Here is a 23,027-nt window from a genome sequence, read left to right on the forward strand (position 1 = left end):
GGCGCAGCCGGAACGCGGCCCGGTCGCGGGCACGCGGACCGGCGGACGGTAGAAGTCTGGTCGAAATGAGGCGGTCATGGGACAAGAGTCGGTTACCTCCATGATATTGGACGATGCCCGGTCGCATCGGTCGTTCGAGCAGGACTATTCACCAACCTCAATAGCCGAGGAACCAACAGGTGAGAGTTCTCGCGTGTCGTACGATCTGGCAGTTGTTGGTCTTGGCTATGTGGGTCTGCCCCTGCTGAAAGAGGCGGCCGCTGCCGGACTGCGCGTCATCGGAGTGGATATCGACGCCAATCGCGTCGATATGCTGAACAGCGGGAAATCCTACATCGACGACATCTCCAAGGACGATCTCGGCGAGATGCTCGACGCCGGCTTCCGGGCGACGACGGACCCGGCGTCGTTCGCCGAGAGCGCGGTCATCATCGTCTGCGTGCCGACGCCACTCAGCGACGATCACGGGCCGGACCTGTCGGCGGTGCGCAGCGCGGCACACATGGTCGCCGCCTGCCTGACGCCGGGCACCCTGGTCGTGCTCGAGTCCACCACGTATCCCGGCACGACCGAGGAGGTCGTCCGGCCGATCCTGGAGAAGTCAGGCCTCACGGCGGGACGCGACTTCAGCCTGGCGTACTCACCCGAGCGCATCGATCCGGGCAACGGCCAGTTCGGACTGCGGAACACGCCGAAGGTCGTCGGCGGCCTCACCGAGAGCTGCCGTGACCAGGCGGCCACCTTCTACGGCAAGCTCGTGTCCCGGGTGGTGCCCACCTCCGGCCTGCGCGAAGCCGAGATGGCGAAGCTGCTGGAGAACACCTATCGCAACGTGAACATCGCCCTGGTCAACGAGATGGCGATCTTCTGCGAGGAACTGGGCATCGACCTGTGGGAGACCATCGAGGCCGCTGCCACCAAGCCTTTCGGCTTCCACAAGTTCCTTCCCGGGCCGGGAGTCGGCGGCCACTGCATCCCGGTCGACCCCTCCTACCTGTCGCACACCGTCCGCAAGCTCGGCTACACCTTCCGGCTGGCCGAGACGGCTGACGAGATCAACGGGCGGATGCCCAAGTACGTCGCCAGCCGCCTGCAGCGGGCGCTCAACCGGGAGCGGAAGTCGGTCAACGGCGCGCGCGTGATGCTGCTGGGTGTGACGTACAAGCCGGACATCGCCGACGATCGCGAGACTCCGGCCCTGCCACTGGCCCGTGAGCTGCTCAGCCTCGGCGCCGAGTTGTGTTTCGCCGATCCCTACGTACGGAACTGGACCGTCGACGGCGTGAGCATCACTCCGGTCGAGGCACCCCTGTACGCGGTCCACGACTGCGACGCCGTCGTGCTGCTGCAGCCGCACTCGGCGTTCGACCTCGCGGCCATTGCCCGGCGCTCCCGGCTGGTGCTCGACACGAGCGGCCGCATGGGGCGCTACGACAACGTCGAACGACTCTGAGCCGCGCTCCAGAAGACCTTCGGATGACTCACGGAAACGGACACCCACGATGACGTTCAGCTGGTCGCAGCAGCGCATTCTCATCCTTTCGCCGCACCCCGACGACGAGGTTCTCGGCTGTGGCGGATTGATCCACAAGGCGAAGTCCGCAGGCGCCGAGGTCTTCGTCCAGTTCCTCACGGTCGGCAACACCACCGACCAGTCCTCGTCGGTCTCTACCAGCCCGGAGGACCGCAACGACGAGATCAAGCGGGTCGCCGACCACCAACAGTGGGACGGCTGGCACATGGCCTTTCCGGGCGACGAGTACCACCTCCGGCTCGACCAGCTTCCCCGACTCGAACTCGCCAACATGGTGGAGCGGGAGAGCCCGCTCGCCATCGCCAGGCTGCGGCCCACGATGTTGATCGCTCCGCACCGTTCGAGCTACAACCAGGACCACCAGGCCGTGGCTGAGGCGGCCCACACCGCGACGCGGCCGTCCAACAACCGGCTACGCCATCACCCCGACTTCGTGCTGGCCTACGAGGAGGCGGCGGATCAGTGGCGAACCGATTCGGTTCCCATGCCCAACCTCCTGGTCGAGCTCACCGAGGAAGACCTCGGCAGCAAGCTCGAAGCGATGCGGCAGTACGCCACCCAGATTCACGAGCATCCACATACACGGTCCGAAGAAACCCTCCGCAGCCTCGCGGTCCTGCGCGGCATGCAGGCCGGCGTACCGCTGGCCGAGGCGTACCACATCATGCGGTGCCTGGCCTGACCGTCCGCGCCCGACACCCGCACCCCACCTGCTGCCGAAAGGAAGCGAGCAATGCGAATTCTTGTCACCGGGGGCGCCGGATTCATCGGCTCCCACCTCTGTGAATTCCTGGTTGAGCAAGAACACGACGTCACAGTGCTCGACGAGCTGTCCACTGGTTCGGTGGCAAACCTCGCCAGTTGCCTGGACGCCGGCACCGTACGCCTGGTCGAGGGGTCGATCCTCGACCGGGACCTGGTGAACGAGTGCGTCCGCGGCAAGGATCTGGTCTTCCATCTCGCCGCCGCCGTCGGCGTGCGAACCATCGTCGACAGTCCCCTGCACTCACTGCGGGTCAACCTGTACGGCACGGAGAACGTCGTCGAGGCGGCGGTCACGCACGGCGTGCCGTTCGGCGTCACGTCGACCAGCGAGGTGTACGGCAAGAACGACGCCGACGGGCTCCGCGAGGACGCCGACCGGATCCTGGGGTCCCCGCTGCTCAGCCGGTGGTCGTACGCGGCGGCCAAGGGTCTCGACGAGTTGGTGGCGCACATCCGCGCGTCCGAGACGGGCACCCCCTGCGTGAGTTACCGACTGTTCAACGTCGTCGGACCGCGGCAGACCGGCCGGTACGGCATGGTCCTGCCGCGGTTCGTCACGCAGGCGCTCAACCACGAACCGATCACCGTGTACGGCGACGGCACGCAGCGCCGGTGCTTCGGGTCGGTCTACGACGTGGTGCCCGCGATCGTCAAGCTGCTGCAGACCCCGGCGGCGCACGGTAGGGCGGTGAACCTCGGCGGGCGTGAGGAGGTCTCCATCCGCGGACTGGCCGAGAAGATCAAGGACTTCACCGGCTCGACCAGCGACATCCAGACGGTGCCGTACGAGGTCGCCTACGGTAGCGGCTTCGAGGACATGGCCCGCCGCATGCCGGATCTGTCACTGGCCCACGAACTCATCGGCTACACCGCCCGCTACGACCTCGACGACATCGTGCGGTCAGTCGTCACCGACATGCAGCGCGCAGGCGAACGCGAGTCGCTGCTGGCCGCCCCGTAACTCCGGACTCCCGGTCGCGTCGCCACGGCAGGGACCGGCCCGGCGCGGAGAGTGTCCTCCGCGCCGGGCCGTGACATCGGATCGGGTCAGGCGGTCACACACTCCGCCAGCACACCCGGGCCGGTGCCGGTGCCCTGGAAGCCGAAGTTGGTCGACTGCCGGCCGGCGACCCGGCCGTTGTAGCTCACGTTGGTGAACTCGACAGTGCCGCTGGAGCCGCTGGCCTGGGCGTTCCAGGTGCCGGTGACTCCGGCGCCGCCGGGCAGCACGATGGTCACGGTCCAGCCGTTGATGTCCGACTTGCCGGCGGTGACCGTCACGCTCGCGGTGAAGCCCTCGGCCCACTGGTTGATCGCCACCGACGCGTAGCAGCCGTCACCGGCCGGCGGCGTCGTGTTCGGCGGGGTGACCGGCGGCGTGGTCGGCGGGGTCGTGGTCGGCGGCGTGGTGGTCGGCGGCGTCGTGGTGGGCGGGGTGGTGGTCGGCGGGTTCGGCGCGCCGTTGGCCAGGCTGAAGGCCAGATCGGGCTGGAACGAACCGGCAGTGAAGCGGCAGCCGTCCGCCTCACCCGGCGGCTTCACCCAGAGGTACGCGTCGATGTTGTTGTCGCCGGTGTTGGTCGTCGGGTACTGACCGATGCGCCGGTCGGTGTTGTCGTCGCCGCACCAGTCCCCGCTGGCGCCCCCGTTACGGCTGGTGTCGATGACCTGGCGCTTGCCCGAGATCCCCATGCCGTTGAGGGAGGAGATGACCGCCCGGCCGAAGTTCGCCTCGTTGGAGGTGGAGTTGTAGTTCGACACGTTGGTGAAGAAGCCGTCGGCGTACTGCACGCCGGCCGCCCGGAGCCGGTTGGCCGTCTCACCGGCGCTGTTCCAGGTGGAGTGGCCGCCGTCGAGGTACACCTTGGCGTTGGGGTTGCCCGACTTGATGGTGCGGGTGGCCGTCGAGATCGCCTGGTTGCGCGCGTTGATCTCACTGGTGTTCAGGCAGGTCAGCAGGGCGAGCGAGTCGGTTTCCAGGATGATGATGACGGTCTGGTTGCCGAGTCCCCTGGCGAAGTTGGACACCCACGTCTGGTACTGGTTGAGGTCCGGCGCCCCACCGGCGCTGGCCCCGCCGCAGTCCCGGTTGGTGATCTCGTAGACCGCCAGCACCGGGATCTGCTGCGCCGCGTTGGCGGCGCCGATGAAACCGGAGACCTCGGACTGCACCGTCGAGGGGTTGAAGTTGGCGAACCAGCGCGCCTGCGGCTGACTCGCGATCTTGTCGCGGATGACGGCGGCACGCGAGTCACCGGGGTTGGCGGCGACCCAGCGGACGACGGCCGAGCTCGGGTCGCGGTAGAGCGACCCGGACAGTGTGCCGGCGGATGCGCTGCTGACGGCGAGGCAGACGCCGACAGCGGTGGCGCCCGCGACGGCCGCCACACCGATGGCCGCCGATCTGCGGCGGAGCGAGGAGAGGATGGCCACGTCGTGTTGCCTCCAGATCACATAGATGTGTCCAAGTTCATGGGAGCGTTCCCAGGACGGTAGCGGAGGCGCGCGCCGCTGCCAAGACGTGGACGCCCGTCGATGGGGCAATTGCCCGCGTTTGTAGGTCAAAGGCTCATGCGGCTCAACGCGACGCGGCTGTCGCCGGACATCCAGGCAGTGGTCAGTGCGAGGTCGGGGCGAGCGCTATGACCGGCCGAGTGCGACAGCGAGTCGGCGGACCGCTTCGTCCATCAACTCCGCCGGGGCAGCCGCGTACGTGAGGCGCAGGTGGGGCGCTGGAGCCTCGGCTGCGTACCAGGGCCGGCCGGGGAAGACGATGACGCCCGCGGCGGCAGCGGCGGCGGCCAACGCCACGTCGTCAGTGCCGTCGGGCAGCCGGGCCCACAGGTGCAGCCCACCGCGCGGAACGCCCTGCGGGGTCAGCGACGGCACGTGCCGCGCCAGCGCGGACAGCAGCGCCTCGCGCCGGGAGCGCAGCTCGTTTCGCAGGTTGCGACGATGCCGGGCCCAGGCGGGTGCGGTGACGAACTCCAGCGTGGCCTGTTGCAGCGGCCCGGCGACGAAGAAGTCGTCGAGCAGCCGGGCAGCCCGCAGTCGGGTGCCAGCCGGACCGCGCGCACCGATCGCGGCGACCCGGAGGCCGGGTGCGGCGGATTTGGTCAGCGAGCGCAGGTAGATGACGTGCCCGTCCGGGTCGTCGGCGGCCAGTGGCGGCGGCGGGTCGCCGTCGATGGCCAGGTCGCGGGCGTAGTCGTCCTCGATCAGGAACGCCCCGGCGGCGCGAACCTCGGCGGCGACCGCCGCTCGGCGCTGGACGGCGAGCGTCGCGCCGTGCGGGTTGGCGTAGAGCGGCTGGCAGTAGAACAGCCGGGCGCCGGTACGGGCGAACGCGACGGCGAGCTGGTCGGGCCGTACGCCATCGACGTCGGCGGGCACGGGCACCAGTCGCAGGCCCGCCGCGCGGGCGGCGGCCAGCGCGCCCAGGTAGGTCGGGGACTCCACGAGCAGGGTGTCGCCGGGCGTGGTCAGCGCGCGCAGCGTCGACGACAGTGCGGCCTGCCCGCCGGGGCAGATCACCATGTCGTCGGGGCGCAGCCCCGTGCCGGCCTCGCGGGCGAACCAGGCGCGCAGATCCTCGCGCCCCTCGGCCGGCCCGCGCTCCCAGGAGGACGGCTGCCGGGCCGCGCGGGCCAACGCCGCGCCGAGCGGGCCGGCGGGCTGAAGATTCGGCTCCAGATAACCACCGGACAGCGGAATCGCACCTGCGGGCGGTAACGCGAGTAACGCCTGCATCTCCTCCTCGCCCGGCCGGCGGGGGCCGAGCGCCACCGTCTGCCACGACAGGTCGGGCGCGCTCCGCTGGGCTGGCCGACCGGCCACAAAGGTGCCCCGGCCCGATCGGGTCTCGATCAGGCCCTCCGCAACGAGCTGCCGGATCGCCGCTGCCACCGTCACCGGGGAGGCGTGGTGGCGGGCGGTCAGCTCGCGTACCGAGGGCAGGCGCGTGCCTGCTGCCGCCGCGTCCACCAGGCTCCGCAGATCTTGAACAACAGAATCAACAGCGTTACCGTTGCCCATGACGGTACAGAGTAGCGCTACTGCCTCGGCGACGATAACAGCGGGACGCGGCGCCGGCCTCGCCCTCGGCGCACTGGGGGTGCTCGCCTTCAGCATGTCGCTGCCGGCCACCCGCGTCGCGGTGCAGGATCTCGACCCGTGGTTCGTCGCCTTCGGCCGGGCGGTCGGCGCGGCGCTGCTGGCGTACGCGTACCTGCGGTTCACCAGAGCGCCGCGACCCACCCGGGGCCAGTGGCAGCGGCTCTCGATCGTCGCGCTCGGTGTCGTCGTCGGCTTTCCACTGTTCACGTCGCTCGCGCTCACCACGCAGACCTCCGCGCACGGCGCGGTGGTCATCACGGTGCTGCCCGCCATGACGGCCGTCTTCGCGGTGCTGCGGTCGAACGAGCGCCCGCCCCCGTTGTTCTGGATCGCCACTGTCGCTGGACTGCTGTCGGTGCTCACGTTCCTCGCCGCCAGCGGCGCGGTGCACGGCGCCCTCTCCCTCGCCGACCTGTTCCTGCTGGCAGCGGTCGTGCTCTGCGGCCTCGGGTACGCCGAGGGCGGCGCGCTCGCCCGCGAGCTCGGCGGGGCCCGGACGATCTGCTGGGCGTTGCTGATCTCCCTGCCTGCCACGGTGCCCATCACGGCCGTGGCGGCCGTCGCCCGTCCCCCACAGGCGGACGCCGTCGTCTGGTCGGCGTTCGGTTACCTCACCGTCGTCTCGATGTTCCTCGGCTTCTTCGCCTGGTACGCGGGTCTCGCCCGGGGTGGCATCGCCAAGGTCGGCCAGATTCAGCTGGCCCAGCCCGTACTAACCCTGATCTGGTCGGCGCTGCTGCTCGGCGAGACCGTCACACCCGCCTCGATCGGGGCGGCGGTGGTGGTGCTGGCCTGCGTCGTGCTGATCCAGCGAACCCGGGCCAGTGCCCAGGTGACCATGCCCGCGTCGGCGACACAACCCGGTCGCTGACCGTCACGACGGCGGATCCGTGCTCCTCGCCGCAGGTCAGCGCCGCCGGCCGGCCCGGTCAGACCGGCGCCAGGCCCAACGCGCGCACGTCGACCGCGACCTCACTGCCGTACGACTCGACGATGCGGCGCTCGAAAACGTCGGCGTCGACGGTGTATTCCTGCGGGCCCTCGACCTCCAGCACGTGCGCCGCCAGCACGCAGCCCACCTGTGCCGCCCGTTCGATGGGCAGGTCCGCGGCGAGCGCGGCGAAGAAGCCGGCCCGGAAGCCGTCGCCGACGCCGGTCGGGTCGACGATGGCGCCCACCCGCGCCGCCGGGACCAGGAACTCGCCGTCGCGCCCGGTGATCCGTACCCCGTTGGCGCCCAGGGTCACGACCCGCACGCCCACCCGGCGCAGGATGTCGTCCTCGCTCAGGCCGGTCTTCGACTCCAGCAGCGCCGCCTCGTACTCGTTCGTCAACAGATAGCGCGCACCGGTGATCATCGCCTCGATGTCGGCCGACGGCATCCGGGCCAGCTGCTGCGACGGGTCGGCGGCGAAGGGCAGGCCCAGTCGGCGGCAGGCGGCGGCACGGGCGAGCATGGTGTCCGGATTCTCCGCGGCGACGATGACGAGCCGGAGGCCGCCGGCCCGGGTGGCGACACCGTCGAGGCTGATCCGGTCGGGCTCGCCCATCGCACCCGGATAGAACGACGCGATCTGGCAGAGGTCGGTGTCGGTGGTGCAGATGAACCGCGCGGTGTGTGCGATGGAGCTGACCTGCACCTCCGAGCAGTCGACCCCGTTGCGCTCCAGCCAGCTGCGGTAGTCGCCGAAGTCGCCACCGACCGCGCCGAGCAGCACCGGCCGGTGCCCGAGTTGAGCCAGCCCGAAGGCGATGTTGGCAGCGACACCGCCGCGACGGACGACGAGGTCGTCGACGAGGAACGAGAGCGAGACGGTGTCGAGGCTGCCGGCGACGAGTTGCTCGGCGAACCGCCCCGGGAAGCGCATCAGATGGTCGGTCGCGATCGAACCGGATACGGCGATCATGCGGACGGGCCCTCTCAGTAGCGGTAGTGGTCGGGCTTGTAGGGCCCCTCGACCGGGACACCGAGGTAGTTGGCTTGTTCCTTGGTCAGCTCGGTGAGGCGCACACCCAACGCGGCGAGGTGGAGTCGGGCGACCTTCTCGTCCAGGTGCTTGGGGAGGGTGTGGACACCGACCGGGTACTGGTCGGTGCGGGTGAACAGCTCGATCTGCGCGATGGTCTGGTTGGCGAAGCTGTTCGACATCACGAAGCTCGGATGTCCGGTGGCGTTGCCGAGGTTCAACAGCCGCCCCTCGGACAACACGATGATCGAGTGGCCGTCCGCGAACCGCCACTCGTCCACCTGCGGCTTCACCGTGATCCGCTCGACGTCCCCGCGTTTCGCGAGACCGGCCATGTCGATCTCGTTGTCGAAGTGACCGATGTTCCCCACTATCGCCTGGTGCTTCATGCGGGCCATGTGCTCGTTGGTGATCACACTGAAGCAGCCCGTCGCGGTCACGAAGATGTCAGCGGTCTCGACAACGTCATCGATGGTCGCGACCTGGTAGCCGTCCATCGCCGCCTGCAGGGCGCAGATCGGGTCCACCTCGGTCACGATGACCCGCGCGCCCTGACCGCGCAGACTCTCGGCGCAGCCCTTACCAACGTCGCCGTAACCGAACACGACGGCGACCTTCCCGCCGATCAGCACATCGGTGGCCCGGTTGATCCCGTCGATCAGCGAGTGCCGGCAGCCGTACTTGTTGTCGAACTTGCTCTTGGTCACCGAGTCGTTGACGTTGATCGCCGGGAACAGCAGGTTCCCCGCCTGCTGCATCTCGTACAGCCGGTGCACACCGGTGGTGGTCTCCTCGGTCACGCCCCTGATCCCGGCGGCGACCCGCGTCCAGCGACGGTTGTCCTCCCGCAGCGACCGGGTCAACACACCGAGGATGACCTCGTACTCCTCGGAGTCCGCGCTCTCCGGCGACGGCACCGCCCCGATCGCCTCGAACTCGGCACCCTTGTGCACCAGCAACGTGGCGTCACCACCGTCGTCGAGGATCATGTTCGGGCCCTGCCCGTCCGGCCAGAGCAGCACCTGCTGGGTGCACCACCAGTACTCGTCGAGGGTCTCGCCCTTCCAGGCGTAGACCGGGACGCCCGCCGGGGCGTCCGGGGTGCCGGCCGGACCGACCACGATCGCTGCCGCCGCGTGGTCCTGGGTCGAGAAGATGTTGCAGGAAGCCCACCTGACCTGCGCGCCGAGCGCCACCAGCGTCTCGATCAGCACCGCCGTCTGAATCGTCATGTGCAGCGAGCCGGTGATCCGCGCACCCTTCAGCGGCTGCCGCGAGGCGAACTCCCTCCGGATCGACATCAACCCCGGCATCTCGTGCTCGGCCAGCTCGATCTCCTTACGCCCGAAGGCCGCCAACGACAGGTCCGCCACCTTGAAATCGCTGAAGTTGCCAGTCATGCCCGCACCCTCCCCCAGCGGCGTCGAGGACCGTTGGAGTCCGGTTCAACGGTGCTCATGCGCCGCACCCGGGCCGCCTGGAGCCCGGGTGCGGCGCAGGAGCTGTCAGGAGTTGCGGCTGGCCGGGTCGACCCGGGCGTACGTGAGCAGGTCCGCCATCGTGAACTGGCCGGAGAAGCGGGCGGGCAGGGTCGGGCGCCAGCTGGGCTGCACGGTCAGGTAGCTCGCCGGGTCGAGTTGGGCGACGCCGATGAGCACCTCCGCCACGATCCGCCCACCCACCGCGCCCAACGAGCCGCCGCCGGCCTGGAGCTGCGCCTCCTTGAGGATGTAGTAGAAGAGCGGGGTGTTGGCGTCCAGGCCGAGGCCGTACCCACTGAGCTCGGGGAAGTTGAAGCTGCCGAGCGCGGGCGCCCCGATGTGCGCGGCGATCCGCTGGCCCGACGGGATGCCGAAGGTCAACTGCCGGAGCAGGTCGCGGCCGAGCAGGTTGGCAGACGGCGAGCCGGACGGCGGCGGTGGCAGCGGGAAACCGAACAGCGGCGTCGAGTTGCGCACGTCGATCCACTTGCTCCAGCGCACCTGGCCGTCGAAGAACTGGAACCAGAACTGGTAGTCGAGGTAGCGGCGGGCGGCCCGCTTCCCGCCGCGCAGGTCGGCCGGGTCGGCGCCGCCCAGCGCCGAGTCGAAGAGCATGGCGTAGAACTCGTCGCCGCCGTTGCCGGTGCGGTTGACCAGGTAGGCCGGTCGCGGCTGGCTGTGGCCGAAGCGGAACGCCGCGGCGGTGAACTCGACCGGGATGAATGTCGCGTTCGGCTCCGGACGGTAGAAGCGCCGGCCTCCGCTGAGCACTGTGGAGACCGCGCCCGGGCCGGCGATCAGCGGGAGGAACTCGTTGAGCACGATCCACTGGTAGTGCCAGGTGACGAGCCTGCGGGCGGCGGCGAAGACCTGCGACTCCGCTGTGCCCTGGGCGCGCACCAGGTCGACCACCCGGTTGTGGAAGAGGATGAACGCGGCAGTGATCTGCGCGATCGGCAGGTTCTCGTCGTTGCGGGGGTCGAAGACGATCGCCTTACCGCTGGAGTTGCGCGGCAGGTCCTCGAAGCGCCCGCCCGACTCGATCCTGAGTTTGGCGGGGTCGGATGAGGTGTACAGCTCCGGGTTCCCGGTCGGTCCGGCACCGTAGAGCGAGTCGAGGTCGAGGGCCGGCGTCCGGGGATTGGGCACCGTGGTCGGGTCGACCGGCGTGCCCAGCGGCGCCGTCGTCTCGAAGGCCAGGTCGTGGTCGACGAACTGCCCGAAGTACGTCATGCCCTGCGGGACCGAGAAGTTGTCGGGGTTGTTGATGCTGTGTTGCTGCAGGTCGGAGAGGGCCTCGGCGCCGACACCGAGCGGGTCGCGGGCGTCCATCGGGCCACCGACGCGGGACAGGTCGATCAGCGCGTTCCGCATCTGGGTCGTCGCCGACCCGAACGCCGGTAACGACGGGAACATCCGACCGAACCGGTTGGAGAACGCGGCCGCCGCCGGCGCCGCGTCGAGCAGGACTCCCCCGGTGCCGGCGAGGAGCGCGCCCGCGCCGACTCCGGCCAACAGTCGCCGTCGGCTGACACCTGGAGAAGCGTTGCCAATTGCCATGTCGGCCACCTTCCGTCCGCGGGCGCCCGCGTGGACGCACGGGCGGTAAACCCGCGAACCGGCAGCAGTGTGAACCCTTCCCTTAGTGGCGCTCTGGAGCTTCGGTGGTGTCCGGCTGGAGACCGGTGAGCATGGTGTCGACAAGCGAGGTGTCGTGTTTGGCGGCGCGGAACAGCGGATGGTCGAGCGTCGATCGGAGGAAGTCGCGGGTGGTGGCCACACCCGGCCCTTCGACGGCGCACTCGTCGAGGGCGCGGGCCATCCGGGCCAGCGCCTGGGTCCGGTCAGGCGCCCAGACGACCACCTTCGCGAGCAGCGAGTCGTAGTCGGCCGGCACCCGGTAGCCGGCGTACCCGTGCGTGTCGACGCGGACGAACGGCCCGCCGGGCAGGTCGAAGCGGGTCAGCTCACCCGGTGTCGGAACGAAGCCGCGCGCCGGGTCCTCGACGTTGAGGCGGCACTCGATCGCCGTACCACGTGGCACCACCTCGGCCTGGGTCAGTGCGAGCCGTTCGCCGGCCGCGACGAGGATCTGTTGCCGCACCAGGTCGACGCCGGTCACCAACTCGGAGACCGGGTGTTCGACCTGCAGGCGGCAGTTGACCTCCATGAGGTGGAAGTCGTCCCCGCCGCCGACCAGGAACTCGAACGTGCCCGCGCCCACGTAGCCGACGCCGAGCGCGCCGGTGACCGCGGCGGCGGTCATCCGGTCGACAAGGTGTTGCGGCAACCCGGGCGCGGGTGACTCCTCGATCAGTTTCTGGTGACGCCGCTGCACCGAGCAGTCGCGCTCGCCGAGGTGGACGCCGTTGCCGTAACGGTCGGTGAGCACCTGCACCTCGACGTGGCGCGCCGATTCGAGGTAACGCTCGATGTAGACCCGGTTGTCGCCGAAGAGCAGCTGCGCCTCGGCCCGCGCGGTGGCGAACTCGCCCAGGAACGAGGCCGGGTCGCGGACCACCCGAACGCCCCGGCCGCCACCGCCGGCGACCGCCTTGATGATCAGCGGAAAGCCGATCTCCTCCGCCACCGCGCGGGCGTGGGCGGCCGACTCGACGGCGTCGGTGGTGCCGGGAAGCACCGGCAGGCCGAGGCCCGCCATGATGCCCCGCGTCCGGGCCTTGTCGCCCAGCGCGGCCATCACGGCGGGCGGCGGCCCGATGAACGTGATCCCGTCGGCCGCACAGATCTCGGCGAAGTCCGGGTCCTCGGAGAGGAAGCCGTAACCCGGGTGGATCGCGTCGGCCCCCGTGCGGCGGGCCGCCTCGATGATGGCCGGGGCGCTCAGGTAGCTGCGCCGGCTCGGGCCCGGCCCGATCTGGACGGCCTCGTCCGCCAACCGCACCACCGCAGAGTCGCGATCGACTGTCGAGTAGACAGCAACTGTCCGCAGCCCCATCTCCCGGCAGGTCCGCGCGATGCGGACCGCGATCTCGCCCCGGTTGGCGATCAGCACCGACTCGAACACCGTCAGTCCTCCGACACAGCTAAGGCGATCAGCCGCTCGCCGTACTCGACCGGAGTCGCGTTGGGCACCAGTACCTTCACGACCTCGCCCGCACGGTCGGCCTCAACCGGGATCATCATCTTCATCGCTTCCAGGATCGCGACCTGCTGGCCGGCCACGACCTGGTCGCCCTCCCGAACGAACGGGTCGGCGCCGGGCGACGGCGCGAGGTAGAGCGTCGCGACCATCGGCGCGCACACGTAGTGCAGCCCGGCGTCGGCCTCCACCGGCGGGGCCGCCGGGGCTGCCGCCACCACAGCCGCGCCGTCCGGCCACTCCACCTCGACCACCAGGTCGCCGTGCTGGAGTCGGGCGCGACGGACCGGGCCTGGCGTCGATCCGATCAGCCGCGCGAGGCTGCGGACCGCGGCGTCCAGCGGGTCGGCGTTACCCTCCGGCATTCGTCACACCTCCGATCTGTCGGAAGCGGGCCCGGCGATGGACCCGCACCTCCTCGCGGTGCAGACCGGCCAGCTCCGCCAACGCGTCGACGACCGCCCGGTGTACGGCCGACGCGGTCGCACCGGGATCGGCCGGCGCCCCGCCGGGCGGTTCGGGAACCACCCCGTCGACGATGCCGAGCGCGAGCAGGTCGCCGGCCTGGAGTTTGAGCTGTGCGGCGGCCTCGTCGGCCCGGCCGGAGTCGTTCCAGAGGATCGCGGCGCAACCCTCCGGGCTGATCACCGAGTACGTCGCGTTCTCGAGCATCAGCACCCGGTTGCCGACGCCGAGGGCGAGCGCACCCCCGCTGCCGCCCTCGCCGGTCACCACCGCGACGACCGGCACCGTCAGCCCGGCCATCAGTCGGATGTTGTCGGCGATGGCGAGGGCCTGCCCGTTCTCCTCCGCCGAGATGCCGTGGTAGGCGCCGGGTGTGTCGATCAGCGTCACGATCGGCGCGCCGAGCTTCTCGGCCAGGCGCATCAGCCGGGCCGCCTTGCGGTAGCCGGCCGGTGTCGCCATGCCGAAGTTGCGGCTGGCCACCTCGGCGACCGTGTGGCCCTTCTGGTGGCCGATCACCACGACCGGCCGCCCGTCGATCAGGCCGACGCCGCCGACGATCGCCGGGCAGTCACTCGCGAGCCGGTCGCCGTGCAGCTCCACGAAGCCGTCCACGAAGTGGCCGATGTAGTCGAGCGTGGAGGGGCGACCGAGAGCACGGGACCGTGCCACGACCGTCCACGGGTCCGCCGGGTCGGCGGGCGCGGTCGCCCGTACCCGGGAGTGCTCCGGGGTGAACGGCCCGGCCGCCGCGAAGGCCAGCAGCCGGGCGATGGTCGGCCGCAGGTTCGACCGGGGTACCAGGTCGTCGAGCATGCCGCGGGCAAAGAGGTACTCGGCGGTCTGGAAGCCGGCCGGCAGTGGCTGGCGCAGCGTCTGCTGGATCACCCTCGGCCCGGCGAAGCCGAGGCGTGCCCCCGGCTCGGCGAGGATGACGTCGCAGAGGGTCGCGAACGATGCCGCGACGCCACCGTAGGTCGGGTCGCTGACCAGCGAGATCGTCAGGACCCCCGCCTCGTCGAGGGCACCGAGCGCCGCGCTGGTCTTGGCCATCTGCATGAGCGACAGGGCGCCCTCCTGCATCCGGGCACCGCCGGAGGCGCTGACGATCAACAGCGGCGTACGGGTCTCCAGTGCCAACTCGGCGGCCCGGGTGATCCGCTCACCGACACCCGCGCCGAGGCTGCCGCCGAGGAACCGGAAGTCCATCACCGCGGCGATCAGCGGCTGCCCCTCGACAGTGCCCCGGACACAGACGACTGCCTCGTCCAGCCCGGTACGCCGACGGGCGGCTTCGAGCCGCTGCGGGTAGGGCTTGGTGTCGACGAACCCGAGCGGATCACCGAACGCGCCGACCGGGGGCAGCTCCTCGACCGAGTCGAGGTCGAAGAGCTGCTCGATCCGCTGGTGCGCGGTGACCTGGTCGTGGTGGTCGCACTCCGGGCAGACGCCCAGGTTGCGCTCGACACGGCGCTGGTAGAGCAGCGCCCGGCAACCCGGGCAGACCAGCCAGCTCTTACCGACGGGCGTGTTGACGGTGGCGGTCATGACTGCCCGCGTTCGGCCGTGGCCTTCTCCACGATCTCCCGGATGCGTGCCTGCTGCTCACGTGTGGTCCGGTTGAGGTGGGCGGTCATGCCCTCGTCGTCGGCGTGCCCGCCCGGGCGCATCTCGAAGTCCTGCACCCACCGCATCCGCACGCCGCCGTCCGGGATCTCGGTGTACTCCCAGAACAGGTTCATGTACTTGAACGCGCCGGTCTCCAGCCGTCGGGCCCGCACCACCCGGTCGGCGCGGTCGGGCACCCGCTCGGAGACCCAGCTCCAGACCCGGCCGGCCGGGTCGGGGTGCATCGTCAGGCGGAAGACGACGGCCCCGTCGGCGGACGTCGAGAGCACTTCCGTGCTGGCGTACTCGCTGAACAGGGAGGGCCAGTTGGGGATGTCGTTGGTCAGGTCCCAGACGAGGTCGAACGGTGCGTTGATGACGACCGCGTTGTCAGTGTGTCCGGCCATGGGTTCACCGATCCGCGAGTCGTTGGTTGACGTAGTCGACGGCGAGCCGGGGCGTCTGCATGATCGACACGGCGTCGTCGGGGATGCGCACCTCGTACTCCTGCTGCACCCGCGCCGCCAGTTCCAGCAGCGCGAGCGAGTCGTAGCCGAGGTCTTCGAACGGCGCGTCGAGCGTCGCCGGGTCGGCCCAGTCGGTCTGCTCGACCACGCCGGAGCTGCTCTCCAGGATCCGGCGCAGGTCGTCGAGGGTCAGCTGGCTCATGAGTTTCCTCCCGTCGGTCGCTGCCACCCGTCGCGGACGCCGCCGACCTGCGGCACCGGCGACTCGGGGTGCGGGACCTCCTCGGTGTCGACGTGGCCCAGTTCGGGGCGGGGTGCGAGCGGACTGATCTGGAACACGATCAGCGCGGTCTCACCACCGGCATTGACGATGCGGTGCCGCTGGCCGCGACGGACCATGAGAGCTTCGTCGGCCGCGAGCTTGACCTCCGTGCCGTCGACCCGGATCACCACCTCGCCGCGCACCAGATAACAGAACTTGTCCGAGTACGGGTTGTACTGCTCCGCCAGGAACTCGCCCGGCTCCAGCCGGACCGTGCCCATGAAGCCCTCCGTCGCGTCGACGGTCTTCGGGCTGAGCAGGATCCGCACCTCGCCGCCGATCCGGTTGATGCCGGGCACGTCGGTGGCGGCGACCTTCACTACCGGTTGCCGATGCATGGTCATCCCTTCTCTGCGACGAGCACGCGGAACGGCAGGTCCGTCGGGTGGACGGTGGCCGGGCCGAAGCCCGCCGCGGCGAGGGCCCGGTTGTAGGCGGCGACGGAGTGCGACTCCCCCTCGAAGGTCCAGACCAACATCAGCACCGAGAAGAGGTACGGCGCCGGGTCCAGCGCCGGCGACTCGTCGCCGGTGGTGAAGCCGACGATGACCAGCCGGCCACCCGGCTTGACCACGGAACCGAGCCGGTTCACCAGCTCGTGCACCCGCTCCTCGGAGAAGTGGTGGGTGACGTTGGTGAGCAGCGCGACGTCGTAGGGGCCACCGAGATCGGTGGTGAACATGTCACCGGGCAGGAACGACGCCCGGTCGCGTACGCCGAGCCGCTCGGCGTGCTTCTCGGTCACGGCGAGCACGTTGGGCCAGTCCAACGAGGTCACCGTCGCCTGCGGGTTGTGCTGCGCGAGCGTGTAACCGTAGACGCCGTGGCCGCAGGCGACGTCGAGGATGTCGAGCTCGGCGCGCTCCTTCGCCCACGGCGCGAGCGCCTCGGCCATCACCTCGGCGGTCGGCTGGGCGACCTTCGTCGCGTACGCGGCGAAGTCCTCCCAGTAGCTGTACTCCGGGGTTTCGGCGTGCACGTCCAGGACGGTGCCGCCCTCCCGTACGGCGGCGCTGAGGTCGCGCAGCGCGTCCCACTCCCAGTCGCTCGACATCACCTTGACCATCCCGCCCAGGTAGTCGGGACGGGTGCTCACCAGGTGGTCGGCGGCCGCCGGGGTGAGCGAGAAGTGCTCGCCGGTCCGGTCGGTGAGGCGGATCGCGGTGAGCGCGTCGAGCAGGATGCGCGCGCCGCGCGGGTGGATGCCGAGCTTCGGGGCGAGCCCACCGGCCGTCGCCGGGCCCGCGGCCAGGGCGTCGAAGACGCCCAGCTCGACGCCGGTACGCAGCAGGCTCGTCTTCTTGTATGCCTGCATCATGTCGTTGATGTCGCGGCGGGTCAGCGTCACGTGATGCTCCCTGTCTCGGGGCTCCAGGTGTAGAAGGGCGTGGCCAACGAGTCCTGCAGCTCGGTCATGCTGTCCGGCGCGTAGCGCTGCAGGTAGGCCGAGAGGCGGCGGTTGACCTCCTGGAAGTCCGCGCGGGCACGGGCCGCGAGGAGCTTGTCGAAGACGTCGGTGTCCGCCTCGAGCAGGTGCATGTAGAGGTCCTGGTAGCGGAAGAGGGTGCGCCGCGAGATGCCGACGACGTGGGGCATGTCGCCCTTGTCGTGTTCGGCGAAGAGCTCGGCGACGGCGTCGGCGTGACCGGGGGCCATCCGCATGACCATGAGGGCGCGGTAGGACATCTGCTCACGCCCCCCGCAGGATCGTGGCCAGGGCGGCGGCCAGGGTCTGCGCCTTGTCGTCCACCGGGCCGGCACTGCGCCAGGCGACGATGCCGTCGGGGCGTACCAGCAGCGCGCCGCCGGTGCCGACGCCACAGCTGGCGAGCCACGAGCCGTCGTCGGCGAGGTCGCCGTCGGGGCCGGCGGTCAGTGCCCGGATCGGGACGCCGGTCTGCGAGGCGACGGTCTCGGCCGCCGCGAGCCACGTGTCGTCGCCGGGTGCGGTGGCCAGCGTCCAGCCCTCGGTCAGCACGTCGATCGTGGAGACCCGGCTGCCGTGGTGGTCGACCCAGCCGTGCGGCGCGCGCGATCCGGGTTGGCCGGTGAAGCTCAGCTCGCGGGGCAGCAGCTCGGTGTCGGCGGGCGCGCCGACGATCGCGTTCGAGGTGTAGCGGTAGCCCATCGTCACGATGACGAAGTCCCGATAGGCGGCCTTGTCCTCGTCGGCGAGCTGCCCCCGGGTGCGGAACAGCATCCACGCCTGGTCGGCGGTGGCCGCGCCGACCGGACGACGCTCGGCCTCGTAGGAGTCGAGCAGGCTCTCGTCGGCGTGCCCCTGGAGCACCTCGGCGAGCTTCCACGCCAGGTTGTGCGCGTCCTGGATGCCGGCGTTGACGCCGAAGCCACCGGCCGGGGGATGCGCGTGACAGGCGTCGCCGGCGAGGAAGACCCGCCCCGACCGGTACGCGTCGGCGACCATGTGCCGCGCGTCCCAGGGCTGGGCCGACTCGACCTCCACCTCCAGCTCGGGGTCGCCGGCGGCGATCCGGGCCAGCTCGACGCAGCGCTCCGGCGTGAAGTCGGCCGGCGACTGCCCCCGCTCGGGGTAGTAGTTGACGCCGAACATCCACCGCCCCGGCTCGATGAAGAGCAGCAGGCCCTGGGCCAGCTGGTTCATCAGGTAGATCAGGGTGAACCGTGGTGCGGTGTCGGGCAGGTCGACCTTGGCGCGGAAGATGATGCTGACGAAGTTCCCGGCGACACCGTTGCTGCGGTTTCCGATCTGGAGCATGTCGCGGACGGGGCTCTTCACGCCGTCGGCCGCGACGACGTAACGCGCCCGGATCGTGCGGGTGGTGCCGTTGTCGTTGACTGTCGCTGTCACGCCGTCGGAGTCCTGGACCAGCCCGACCAGCTCGTTCTGGAAGCGGATCTCCGCGCCCGCTTCGACGGCGGCGTCGAAGAGCAGCGGCTCGTAGTGGTCCTGGCCGCACCAGATCGGCCAGCTCGGGGTGAACGCGTCGTAGTCGACGTCGTGGGCCTCCATGACGAACGACTTGTGGAGGTCGGCCAGCGACTGGGCGCCGAGCATGACCAGTGGCGTGGCGCGGCCGGCGCGGACGAGGTCGAGTTCGGCGCCCGGCCCGACGATCTTCATGCCGGCCTCCTGCACGGCCGGCTCCAGGCCGACGGTGCGGAAGATCTCCACCGTGCGGGCGTGCAGACCGGTCGCGCGGGGGATCGTCGACAGCCGGGGCCGACGTTCGACCAGGATCGGCCGGATCCCCTTACGGGCCAGGAAGAGCGCGGTCGACAGGCCGACCGGGCCACCGCCGACGATCAGGACGTCGGTGCTTCCGTCAGACATGAGCGTCCTCCGTGTAGACGACTTTGTAGAGGTGGCGTTCCGGCGTGGCGATCGCGCGTACCTCGCCGAAGTGCGGATGAACCTCGGGGTTCTGCAGCATCGCGGTGAAGTGCTCCTCGCTCTTCCACTGCGCGTAGTTGACGACCCGGGTGCCGTCGAGGCTGGCGTGGATGTTCGCCGACACGAACCCGTCCACCTTGGACATCACCATGTCGGTCGCCTCGATCAGGATGTCGACGAGCTTCTGCTGGTTGGCTGGCTCGACGGTGAAGACGTTGACCATCGTCACGACCGGCTGGTCGATGCCGATGTGTGCCATTGCGGGCTTCCTTTCCTAGATCGGACGCGCTTCGAGCAGGGCCCAGCCGCGGGACGCGGGGGTGTTGACCAGCTCGAAACCGGACGCGGTGAACAGCGCCTGCCACTCGCGGAGGTCGCGCTCCTTGCCGCCGAAGAGCACCAGCATGTCGATGTCGATGATCTTGGCGTGGTCCCACTGGTTGCGGGGTGGCACGATCTGGTCGATCGCGATCAGGCGGGAGTCGGCGTCGCCGATCGCCGCCCGGATCCGACGCAGCAGCGTGACGCAGGTGTCGTCCGGCCAGTTGTGGACGATCGACTTCAGGATGTACGCGTCGGCGCCGGCCGGCAGCTCGTCGGTGAAGAAGTCGCCGCCGCGCACCTCGACCCGCTCGGTGACACCGTGCTCCTTGAGCAGCGGTTCGGCGTCGGCCACCACCTCGGGCAGGTCGAAGAGGACGCCGGTGCCCTCGGGGTGGCGCTGGAGCATCTTGGCCAGGAAGTAACCGTTGCTGCCGCCGATGTCGGCGATCCGGCCGAACCGCTCGGGCGCCAACTCCGCCGCGAACCGGTCGGCGAGCCGCCGGCTCCAGTGCGCCATGAAGCCCTCGAAGAACCGGTTGGCCTCCGGGTGGGCCTGCAGGTAGTCGTAGAAGCCCATGCCGAAGACCTTGTTGAAGGCCGGCTCGCCGGTCCGGACACTGTGCAGGATCTCCGCGTACGGGAGGCGGTTGAAGTCGGCGCCGCTGAACTGCACCATCGGCCGCAGCCCGCCGATCCGGGCCGACGTCAGCCCCTCGCCGAGCGGCGTCAGCGCGAACGACCCGTCCTCCTGCTCGTTGAAGATGCCGACCGCCGCGGCGGCGCGGAGGATGCGGCGCAGCGCGTCCTCGTGTGACTCGGTCGCCGCCGCCAGTTGGGCGACCGGCACCGGCCCGTTGACGAGCAGGTCGGCGACGCCCAGCTCGGTGACCACGTAGATCACGTTGGCGATCTGTTTGGCGCTTCCCAGCACCGCGATCTGCCGTTCACGCAGGTCAAGTGCCTGCTGCTCGTCGAAGTTGGCGACGGCGGCGAGGCTGGCGTCGGTCATCGTCCATTCCTTTCGTCGGTCACGACCATGGCCGCGTTGAACCCGCCGTAGCCCCTGGCGAGCACGAGCGCCGCGCGTACGGGTGTCTCCCGCGCGACGTCGCGTACCAGGTCGAGTCGCAGGCCCTCGGCCGGCTGGCGGATGTTGGTGGTGGGCGGGATGACGCCGTGTCGGATCGACAACAGCGCGGAGACCAGGTCGAGCGCCGCCCCGCCCGAGTAGAGCCGGCCGGTCATCGTCTTGGGCGCGGTCACCGGCACCCCCCGGGGGCCGAAGACGGCGCTGATCGCCTCGGCCTCGACACGGTCGAGCTCCGCGACCCCGGCGCCGTCGGCGAAGACGACGTCGATGTCGGCTGGCGTGAGACCGGCGTCGGACACTGCCATCTCGGCCGCCCGACGCAGACCCGGCGGGCGGCCGGAGCCGGGCCGGGGGTCGAACGTCGCGCCGTACCCGGCGATCACCCCGTAGACGGCGGCCCCGCGCCGGGCCGCCGCGTCCGCGTCCTCCAGCACGAGGATCGCCCCGCCCTCGCCGGGCACGTAACCCGACGCGTTGGCATCGAACGGCAGGAACGCCGTGGCCGGATCCCGCCCGGTGCTGAGCAGGCCGTTGGCGAGCTGGGCCGTCCAACCCCACGGGCAGAGCGACGCGTCGACCCCACCGGTCATCACGAGCTGCACGCCCTTGCGCACCTGTCGCCTGGCCTGCGCCACCGCGTCGAGCCCACCCGCCTGCTCGGTGACGAGCACCCCGGTCGGCCCCCGCATCCCGTGACGGATCGAGATCTGACCGGTGTTGACGGCGTAGAACCAGGCGAACGACTGGTAGGCGCTGACGTGCTCGGAGCCCTTGCTCCAGAGCTTCTCCAGCTCACGGTGGCCGAACTCGAAACCACCCGACGCGCTGGCCGTGACCACACCCATGCCGAACTCGGGCAGCGCCGAAGGGTCGACGGACGCGTCGGCCAGGGCCCACTGCGCCGCCGTCAGCGACAACCGCGTCATGTGATCGGTCTGCGCCATCAACCGGCTCGGGATGTGCTCGGCCGCCTCGTATCCGGGAACCTCGCCGGCCAGCTGCGCCGGGTAACCCGAGGGGTCGAATCGGCTGATCGGCCCGATGCCACCCACCCCGGCGACGGTGGCCGCCCAGAAGGCGTCGCGTCCCAACCCGTTGGGCGCGGCCACCCCGACTCCGGTGACGACAGTGGTCATGCCACACGCGCCAGGAGCATCGCGCTCTGGAAGCCGCCGAACCCGCTGCCCACGCTCAACACCACGTCGGTCTGCTGCTCGCGCGCGGTCAGCGGCACGTAGTCGAGGTCGCACTCCGGGTCGCGTTCGTGCAGGTTGGCTGTCGGCGGCACCACGCCGTGCTTGATCGCCAGGGCCGACGCCGCGATCTCGATGGAGCCGATCGCACCGAGCGAGTGGCCGATCATCGACTTGATCGAGCTGACCGGCGTGCGGTACGCGTGGTCGCCGAGGCTCCGTTTGAACGCCGCCGTCTCGTGCCGGTCGTTCTGCTTCGTACCCGAGCCGTGCGCGTTGATGTAGTCGACGGCGTCGCCGGACAGCCGGGCGTCGGCGAGCGCGACCCGGATCGCCTCGGCCATCTCCCGTCCGTCGGGTCGCAGGCCGGTCATGTGGAACGCGTTGGAGCGCGAGGCGAACCCGACCAGCTCGGCGTAGACCTGCGCACCCCGTCGGCGGGCGTGCTCCAGCTCTTCGAGGACGAACATCGCCGAACCCTCACCGAGCACGAAGCCGTCGCGGCTGTTGTCGAAGGGCCGCGACGCGTGCGTCGGGTCGTCGTTGCGGGCCGTGGTCGCCTTGATGGCGTCGAAACAGGCCACAGTGATCGGCGAGATCGGGGCGTCGGTCGCGCCGGCGATCATCACGTCGGCCGAGCCCTCGCGGATCAACTCCCGGGCGTGACCGACGGAGTCGAGACCGGACGTGCAGCCGGTGGAGATCACCGTCGCCGGACCTTCCGCGCCGACCGACCACGCCACCTCCCGGGCGAACGAGCTCGGCACCAGGTAGTCGTAGAGGTGCGGAGTGGCGTACCGGTGGTCGGTCAGCCATTTCCGGCCGCCGTCGCTGACCACGACGTACTCCTCTTCGAGGCTCATCGTGGCCCCGACCGCCGTGCCGACGCTGACCCCGACCCGGGTCGGGTCGGCGGCCTCGAAGCCGCTGTCGGCGAGCGCCTCGCGGGTGCAGACCACTGCCATCTGGGCGGCCCGGTCCATCCGGCGGACCTCCTGCGGCGACAGGCCCTCGGCGACCGGGTCGAAGTCGGCCTCCGCGGCCACCCGCGACCGGAACGGGGTCGCATCGAAGAACGACAGGGTACGGGTGGCCGTACGGCCAGCGGTCAACAGTTCCCAGAACGCCTTGGTGCCCAGTCCGCCGGGGGCGATGACGCCTGTCCCGGTGATGACCACCCGACGGTCGGATGTGCTCGTCATGGAAGACCTCCTGGCCG

The 23,027-nt window shown here is 70.3% G+C and carries 22 protein-coding genes; 4 read left to right on the forward strand and 18 right to left on the reverse strand.

What is annotated here, in order from left to right; translation table 11 throughout:
* Positions 1-193 precede the first annotated feature (193 nt).
* Genes AB0C03_RS26515 through AB0C03_RS26525 form a run of 3 tightly spaced genes read left to right on the forward strand, consistent with a single transcriptional unit; the run spans position 194 to position 3,260 of the window.
* Positions 194-1,453: a nucleotide sugar dehydrogenase gene (locus tag AB0C03_RS26515; RefSeq protein WP_036410874.1), complete on the forward strand. Its 1,260-nt coding sequence runs from the start codon at positions 194-196 to the stop codon at positions 1,451-1,453.
* A gap of 49 nt (positions 1,454-1,502) precedes the next feature.
* Positions 1,503-2,216 (forward strand): PIG-L deacetylase family protein, encoded by a 714-nt coding sequence (locus AB0C03_RS26520; RefSeq protein ID WP_357639559.1) that lies wholly within the window; start codon positions 1,503-1,505, stop codon positions 2,214-2,216.
* Positions 2,217-2,267: 51 nt separating this feature from the next.
* The gene (locus tag AB0C03_RS26525) at positions 2,268-3,260 is read left to right on the forward strand and encodes an NAD-dependent epimerase/dehydratase family protein (protein ID WP_030329343.1); all 993 of its coding nucleotides are present in this window, start codon (positions 2,268-2,270) and stop codon (positions 3,258-3,260) included.
* Between the two features lie 86 nt (positions 3,261-3,346).
* On the opposite strand, the gene AB0C03_RS26530 is transcribed toward AB0C03_RS26525, so the two are convergent.
* Together AB0C03_RS26530 and AB0C03_RS26535 are read right to left on the reverse strand one after the other, a co-directional pair.
* A complete protein-coding gene (locus AB0C03_RS26530; RefSeq protein ID WP_030329344.1) occupies positions 3,347-4,732 on the reverse strand; it encodes a glycoside hydrolase family 6 protein in 1,386 nt (461 codons plus the stop codon).
* Between the two features lie 207 nt (positions 4,733-4,939).
* Positions 4,940-6,334 carry an aminotransferase-like domain-containing protein gene (locus AB0C03_RS26535; RefSeq protein ID WP_357639562.1) on the reverse strand — a complete coding sequence of 465 codons (1,395 nt, stop codon included), beginning with the start codon at positions 6,332-6,334 and terminating at the stop codon, positions 4,940-4,942.
* Between AB0C03_RS26535 and AB0C03_RS26540 the strand changes: the two genes are divergently transcribed.
* Positions 6,333-7,286: a DMT family transporter gene (locus AB0C03_RS26540; RefSeq protein WP_357639565.1), complete on the forward strand. Its 954-nt coding sequence runs from the start codon at positions 6,333-6,335 to the stop codon at positions 7,284-7,286. The genes AB0C03_RS26535 and AB0C03_RS26540 overlap by 2 nt on opposite strands.
* 58 nt (positions 7,287-7,344) lie before the next feature.
* On the opposite strand, the gene AB0C03_RS26545 is transcribed toward AB0C03_RS26540, so the two are convergent.
* The 16 genes from AB0C03_RS26545 to AB0C03_RS26620 all read right to left on the reverse strand — a co-directional run bounded on the left by AB0C03_RS26545 (position 7,345) and on the right by AB0C03_RS26620 (position 23,010).
* Positions 7,345-8,322: a carbohydrate kinase family protein gene (locus tag AB0C03_RS26545; RefSeq protein ID WP_030329347.1), complete on the reverse strand. Its 978-nt coding sequence runs from the start codon at positions 8,320-8,322 to the stop codon at positions 7,345-7,347.
* A 14-nt stretch (positions 8,323-8,336) separates the two neighbouring features.
* Positions 8,337-9,782 carry an adenosylhomocysteinase gene (gene ahcY / locus AB0C03_RS26550; protein WP_210866521.1) on the reverse strand — a complete coding sequence of 482 codons (1,446 nt, stop codon included), beginning with the start codon at positions 9,780-9,782 and terminating at the stop codon, positions 8,337-8,339.
* Between the two features lie 105 nt (positions 9,783-9,887).
* On the reverse strand, positions 9,888-11,423 hold the full coding sequence (locus AB0C03_RS26555; RefSeq protein ID WP_357639569.1) for a peroxidase family protein: 1,536 nt from the start codon (positions 11,421-11,423) through the stop codon (positions 9,888-9,890).
* 82 nt (positions 11,424-11,505) lie between these two features.
* Complete coding sequence (locus tag AB0C03_RS26560; RefSeq protein WP_357639572.1) at positions 11,506-12,891, reverse strand: acetyl-CoA carboxylase biotin carboxylase subunit; 1,386 nt, start codon at positions 12,889-12,891, stop codon at positions 11,506-11,508.
* Between the two features lie 2 nt (positions 12,892-12,893).
* Positions 12,894-13,331: an acetyl-CoA carboxylase biotin carboxyl carrier protein gene (locus AB0C03_RS26565; RefSeq protein ID WP_030329351.1), complete on the reverse strand. Its 438-nt coding sequence runs from the start codon at positions 13,329-13,331 to the stop codon at positions 12,894-12,896.
* Positions 13,318-14,979, reverse strand: coding sequence for an acetyl-CoA carboxylase carboxyltransferase subunit alpha (locus AB0C03_RS26570; protein WP_210857531.1), 1,662 nt, complete (start codon positions 14,977-14,979; stop codon positions 13,318-13,320). The genes AB0C03_RS26565 and AB0C03_RS26570 overlap by 14 nt, the downstream gene beginning before the upstream one ends.
* Positions 14,976-15,446 carry an SRPBCC family protein gene (locus AB0C03_RS26575; protein WP_357639576.1) on the reverse strand — a complete coding sequence of 157 codons (471 nt, stop codon included), beginning with the start codon at positions 15,444-15,446 and terminating at the stop codon, positions 14,976-14,978. Before AB0C03_RS26575 ends, AB0C03_RS26570 begins: the two co-directional genes overlap by 4 nt.
* Before the next feature lie 4 nt (positions 15,447-15,450).
* The gene (locus AB0C03_RS26580) at positions 15,451-15,708 is read right to left on the reverse strand and encodes an acyl carrier protein (protein WP_030329356.1); all 258 of its coding nucleotides are present in this window, start codon (positions 15,706-15,708) and stop codon (positions 15,451-15,453) included.
* A complete protein-coding gene (locus tag AB0C03_RS26585) occupies positions 15,705-16,166 on the reverse strand; it encodes a cupin domain-containing protein (protein WP_081883721.1) in 462 nt (153 codons plus the stop codon). Before AB0C03_RS26585 ends, AB0C03_RS26580 begins: the two co-directional genes overlap by 4 nt.
* 2 nt (positions 16,167-16,168) lie before the next feature.
* Positions 16,169-17,176, reverse strand: coding sequence for a class I SAM-dependent methyltransferase (locus AB0C03_RS26590; RefSeq protein WP_357639579.1), 1,008 nt, complete (start codon positions 17,174-17,176; stop codon positions 16,169-16,171).
* Positions 17,173-17,514 carry a TcmI family type II polyketide cyclase gene (locus tag AB0C03_RS26595; RefSeq protein WP_124861433.1) on the reverse strand — a complete coding sequence of 114 codons (342 nt, stop codon included), beginning with the start codon at positions 17,512-17,514 and terminating at the stop codon, positions 17,173-17,175. The genes AB0C03_RS26590 and AB0C03_RS26595 overlap by 4 nt, the downstream gene beginning before the upstream one ends.
* A gap of 4 nt (positions 17,515-17,518) precedes the next feature.
* Entirely contained in the window at positions 17,519-19,141 is a 1,623-nt protein-coding gene (locus AB0C03_RS26600; RefSeq protein WP_210857529.1) for an FAD-dependent oxidoreductase, read from the reverse strand.
* Positions 19,134-19,460, reverse strand: coding sequence for an antibiotic biosynthesis monooxygenase family protein (locus AB0C03_RS26605; RefSeq protein ID WP_357639583.1), 327 nt, complete (start codon positions 19,458-19,460; stop codon positions 19,134-19,136). The genes AB0C03_RS26600 and AB0C03_RS26605 overlap by 8 nt, the downstream gene beginning before the upstream one ends.
* A gap of 15 nt (positions 19,461-19,475) precedes the next feature.
* The gene (locus AB0C03_RS26610; protein WP_357639586.1) at positions 19,476-20,534 is read right to left on the reverse strand and encodes a methyltransferase; all 1,059 of its coding nucleotides are present in this window, start codon (positions 20,532-20,534) and stop codon (positions 19,476-19,478) included.
* On the reverse strand, positions 20,531-21,751 hold the full coding sequence (locus AB0C03_RS26615; protein WP_357639589.1) for a ketosynthase chain-length factor: 1,221 nt from the start codon (positions 21,749-21,751) through the stop codon (positions 20,531-20,533). Before AB0C03_RS26615 ends, AB0C03_RS26610 begins: the two co-directional genes overlap by 4 nt.
* Positions 21,748-23,010 (reverse strand): beta-ketoacyl-[acyl-carrier-protein] synthase family protein, encoded by a 1,263-nt coding sequence (locus tag AB0C03_RS26620; RefSeq protein WP_210866528.1) that lies wholly within the window; start codon positions 23,008-23,010, stop codon positions 21,748-21,750. Before AB0C03_RS26620 ends, AB0C03_RS26615 begins: the two co-directional genes overlap by 4 nt.
* Between the last annotated feature and the right edge of the window lie 17 nt (positions 23,011-23,027).

Origin of the sequence: Micromonospora parva (assembly GCF_040649675.1) — a bacterium.
Classification (GTDB): Bacteria; Actinomycetota; Actinomycetes; order Mycobacteriales; family Micromonosporaceae; genus Micromonospora; species Micromonospora parva.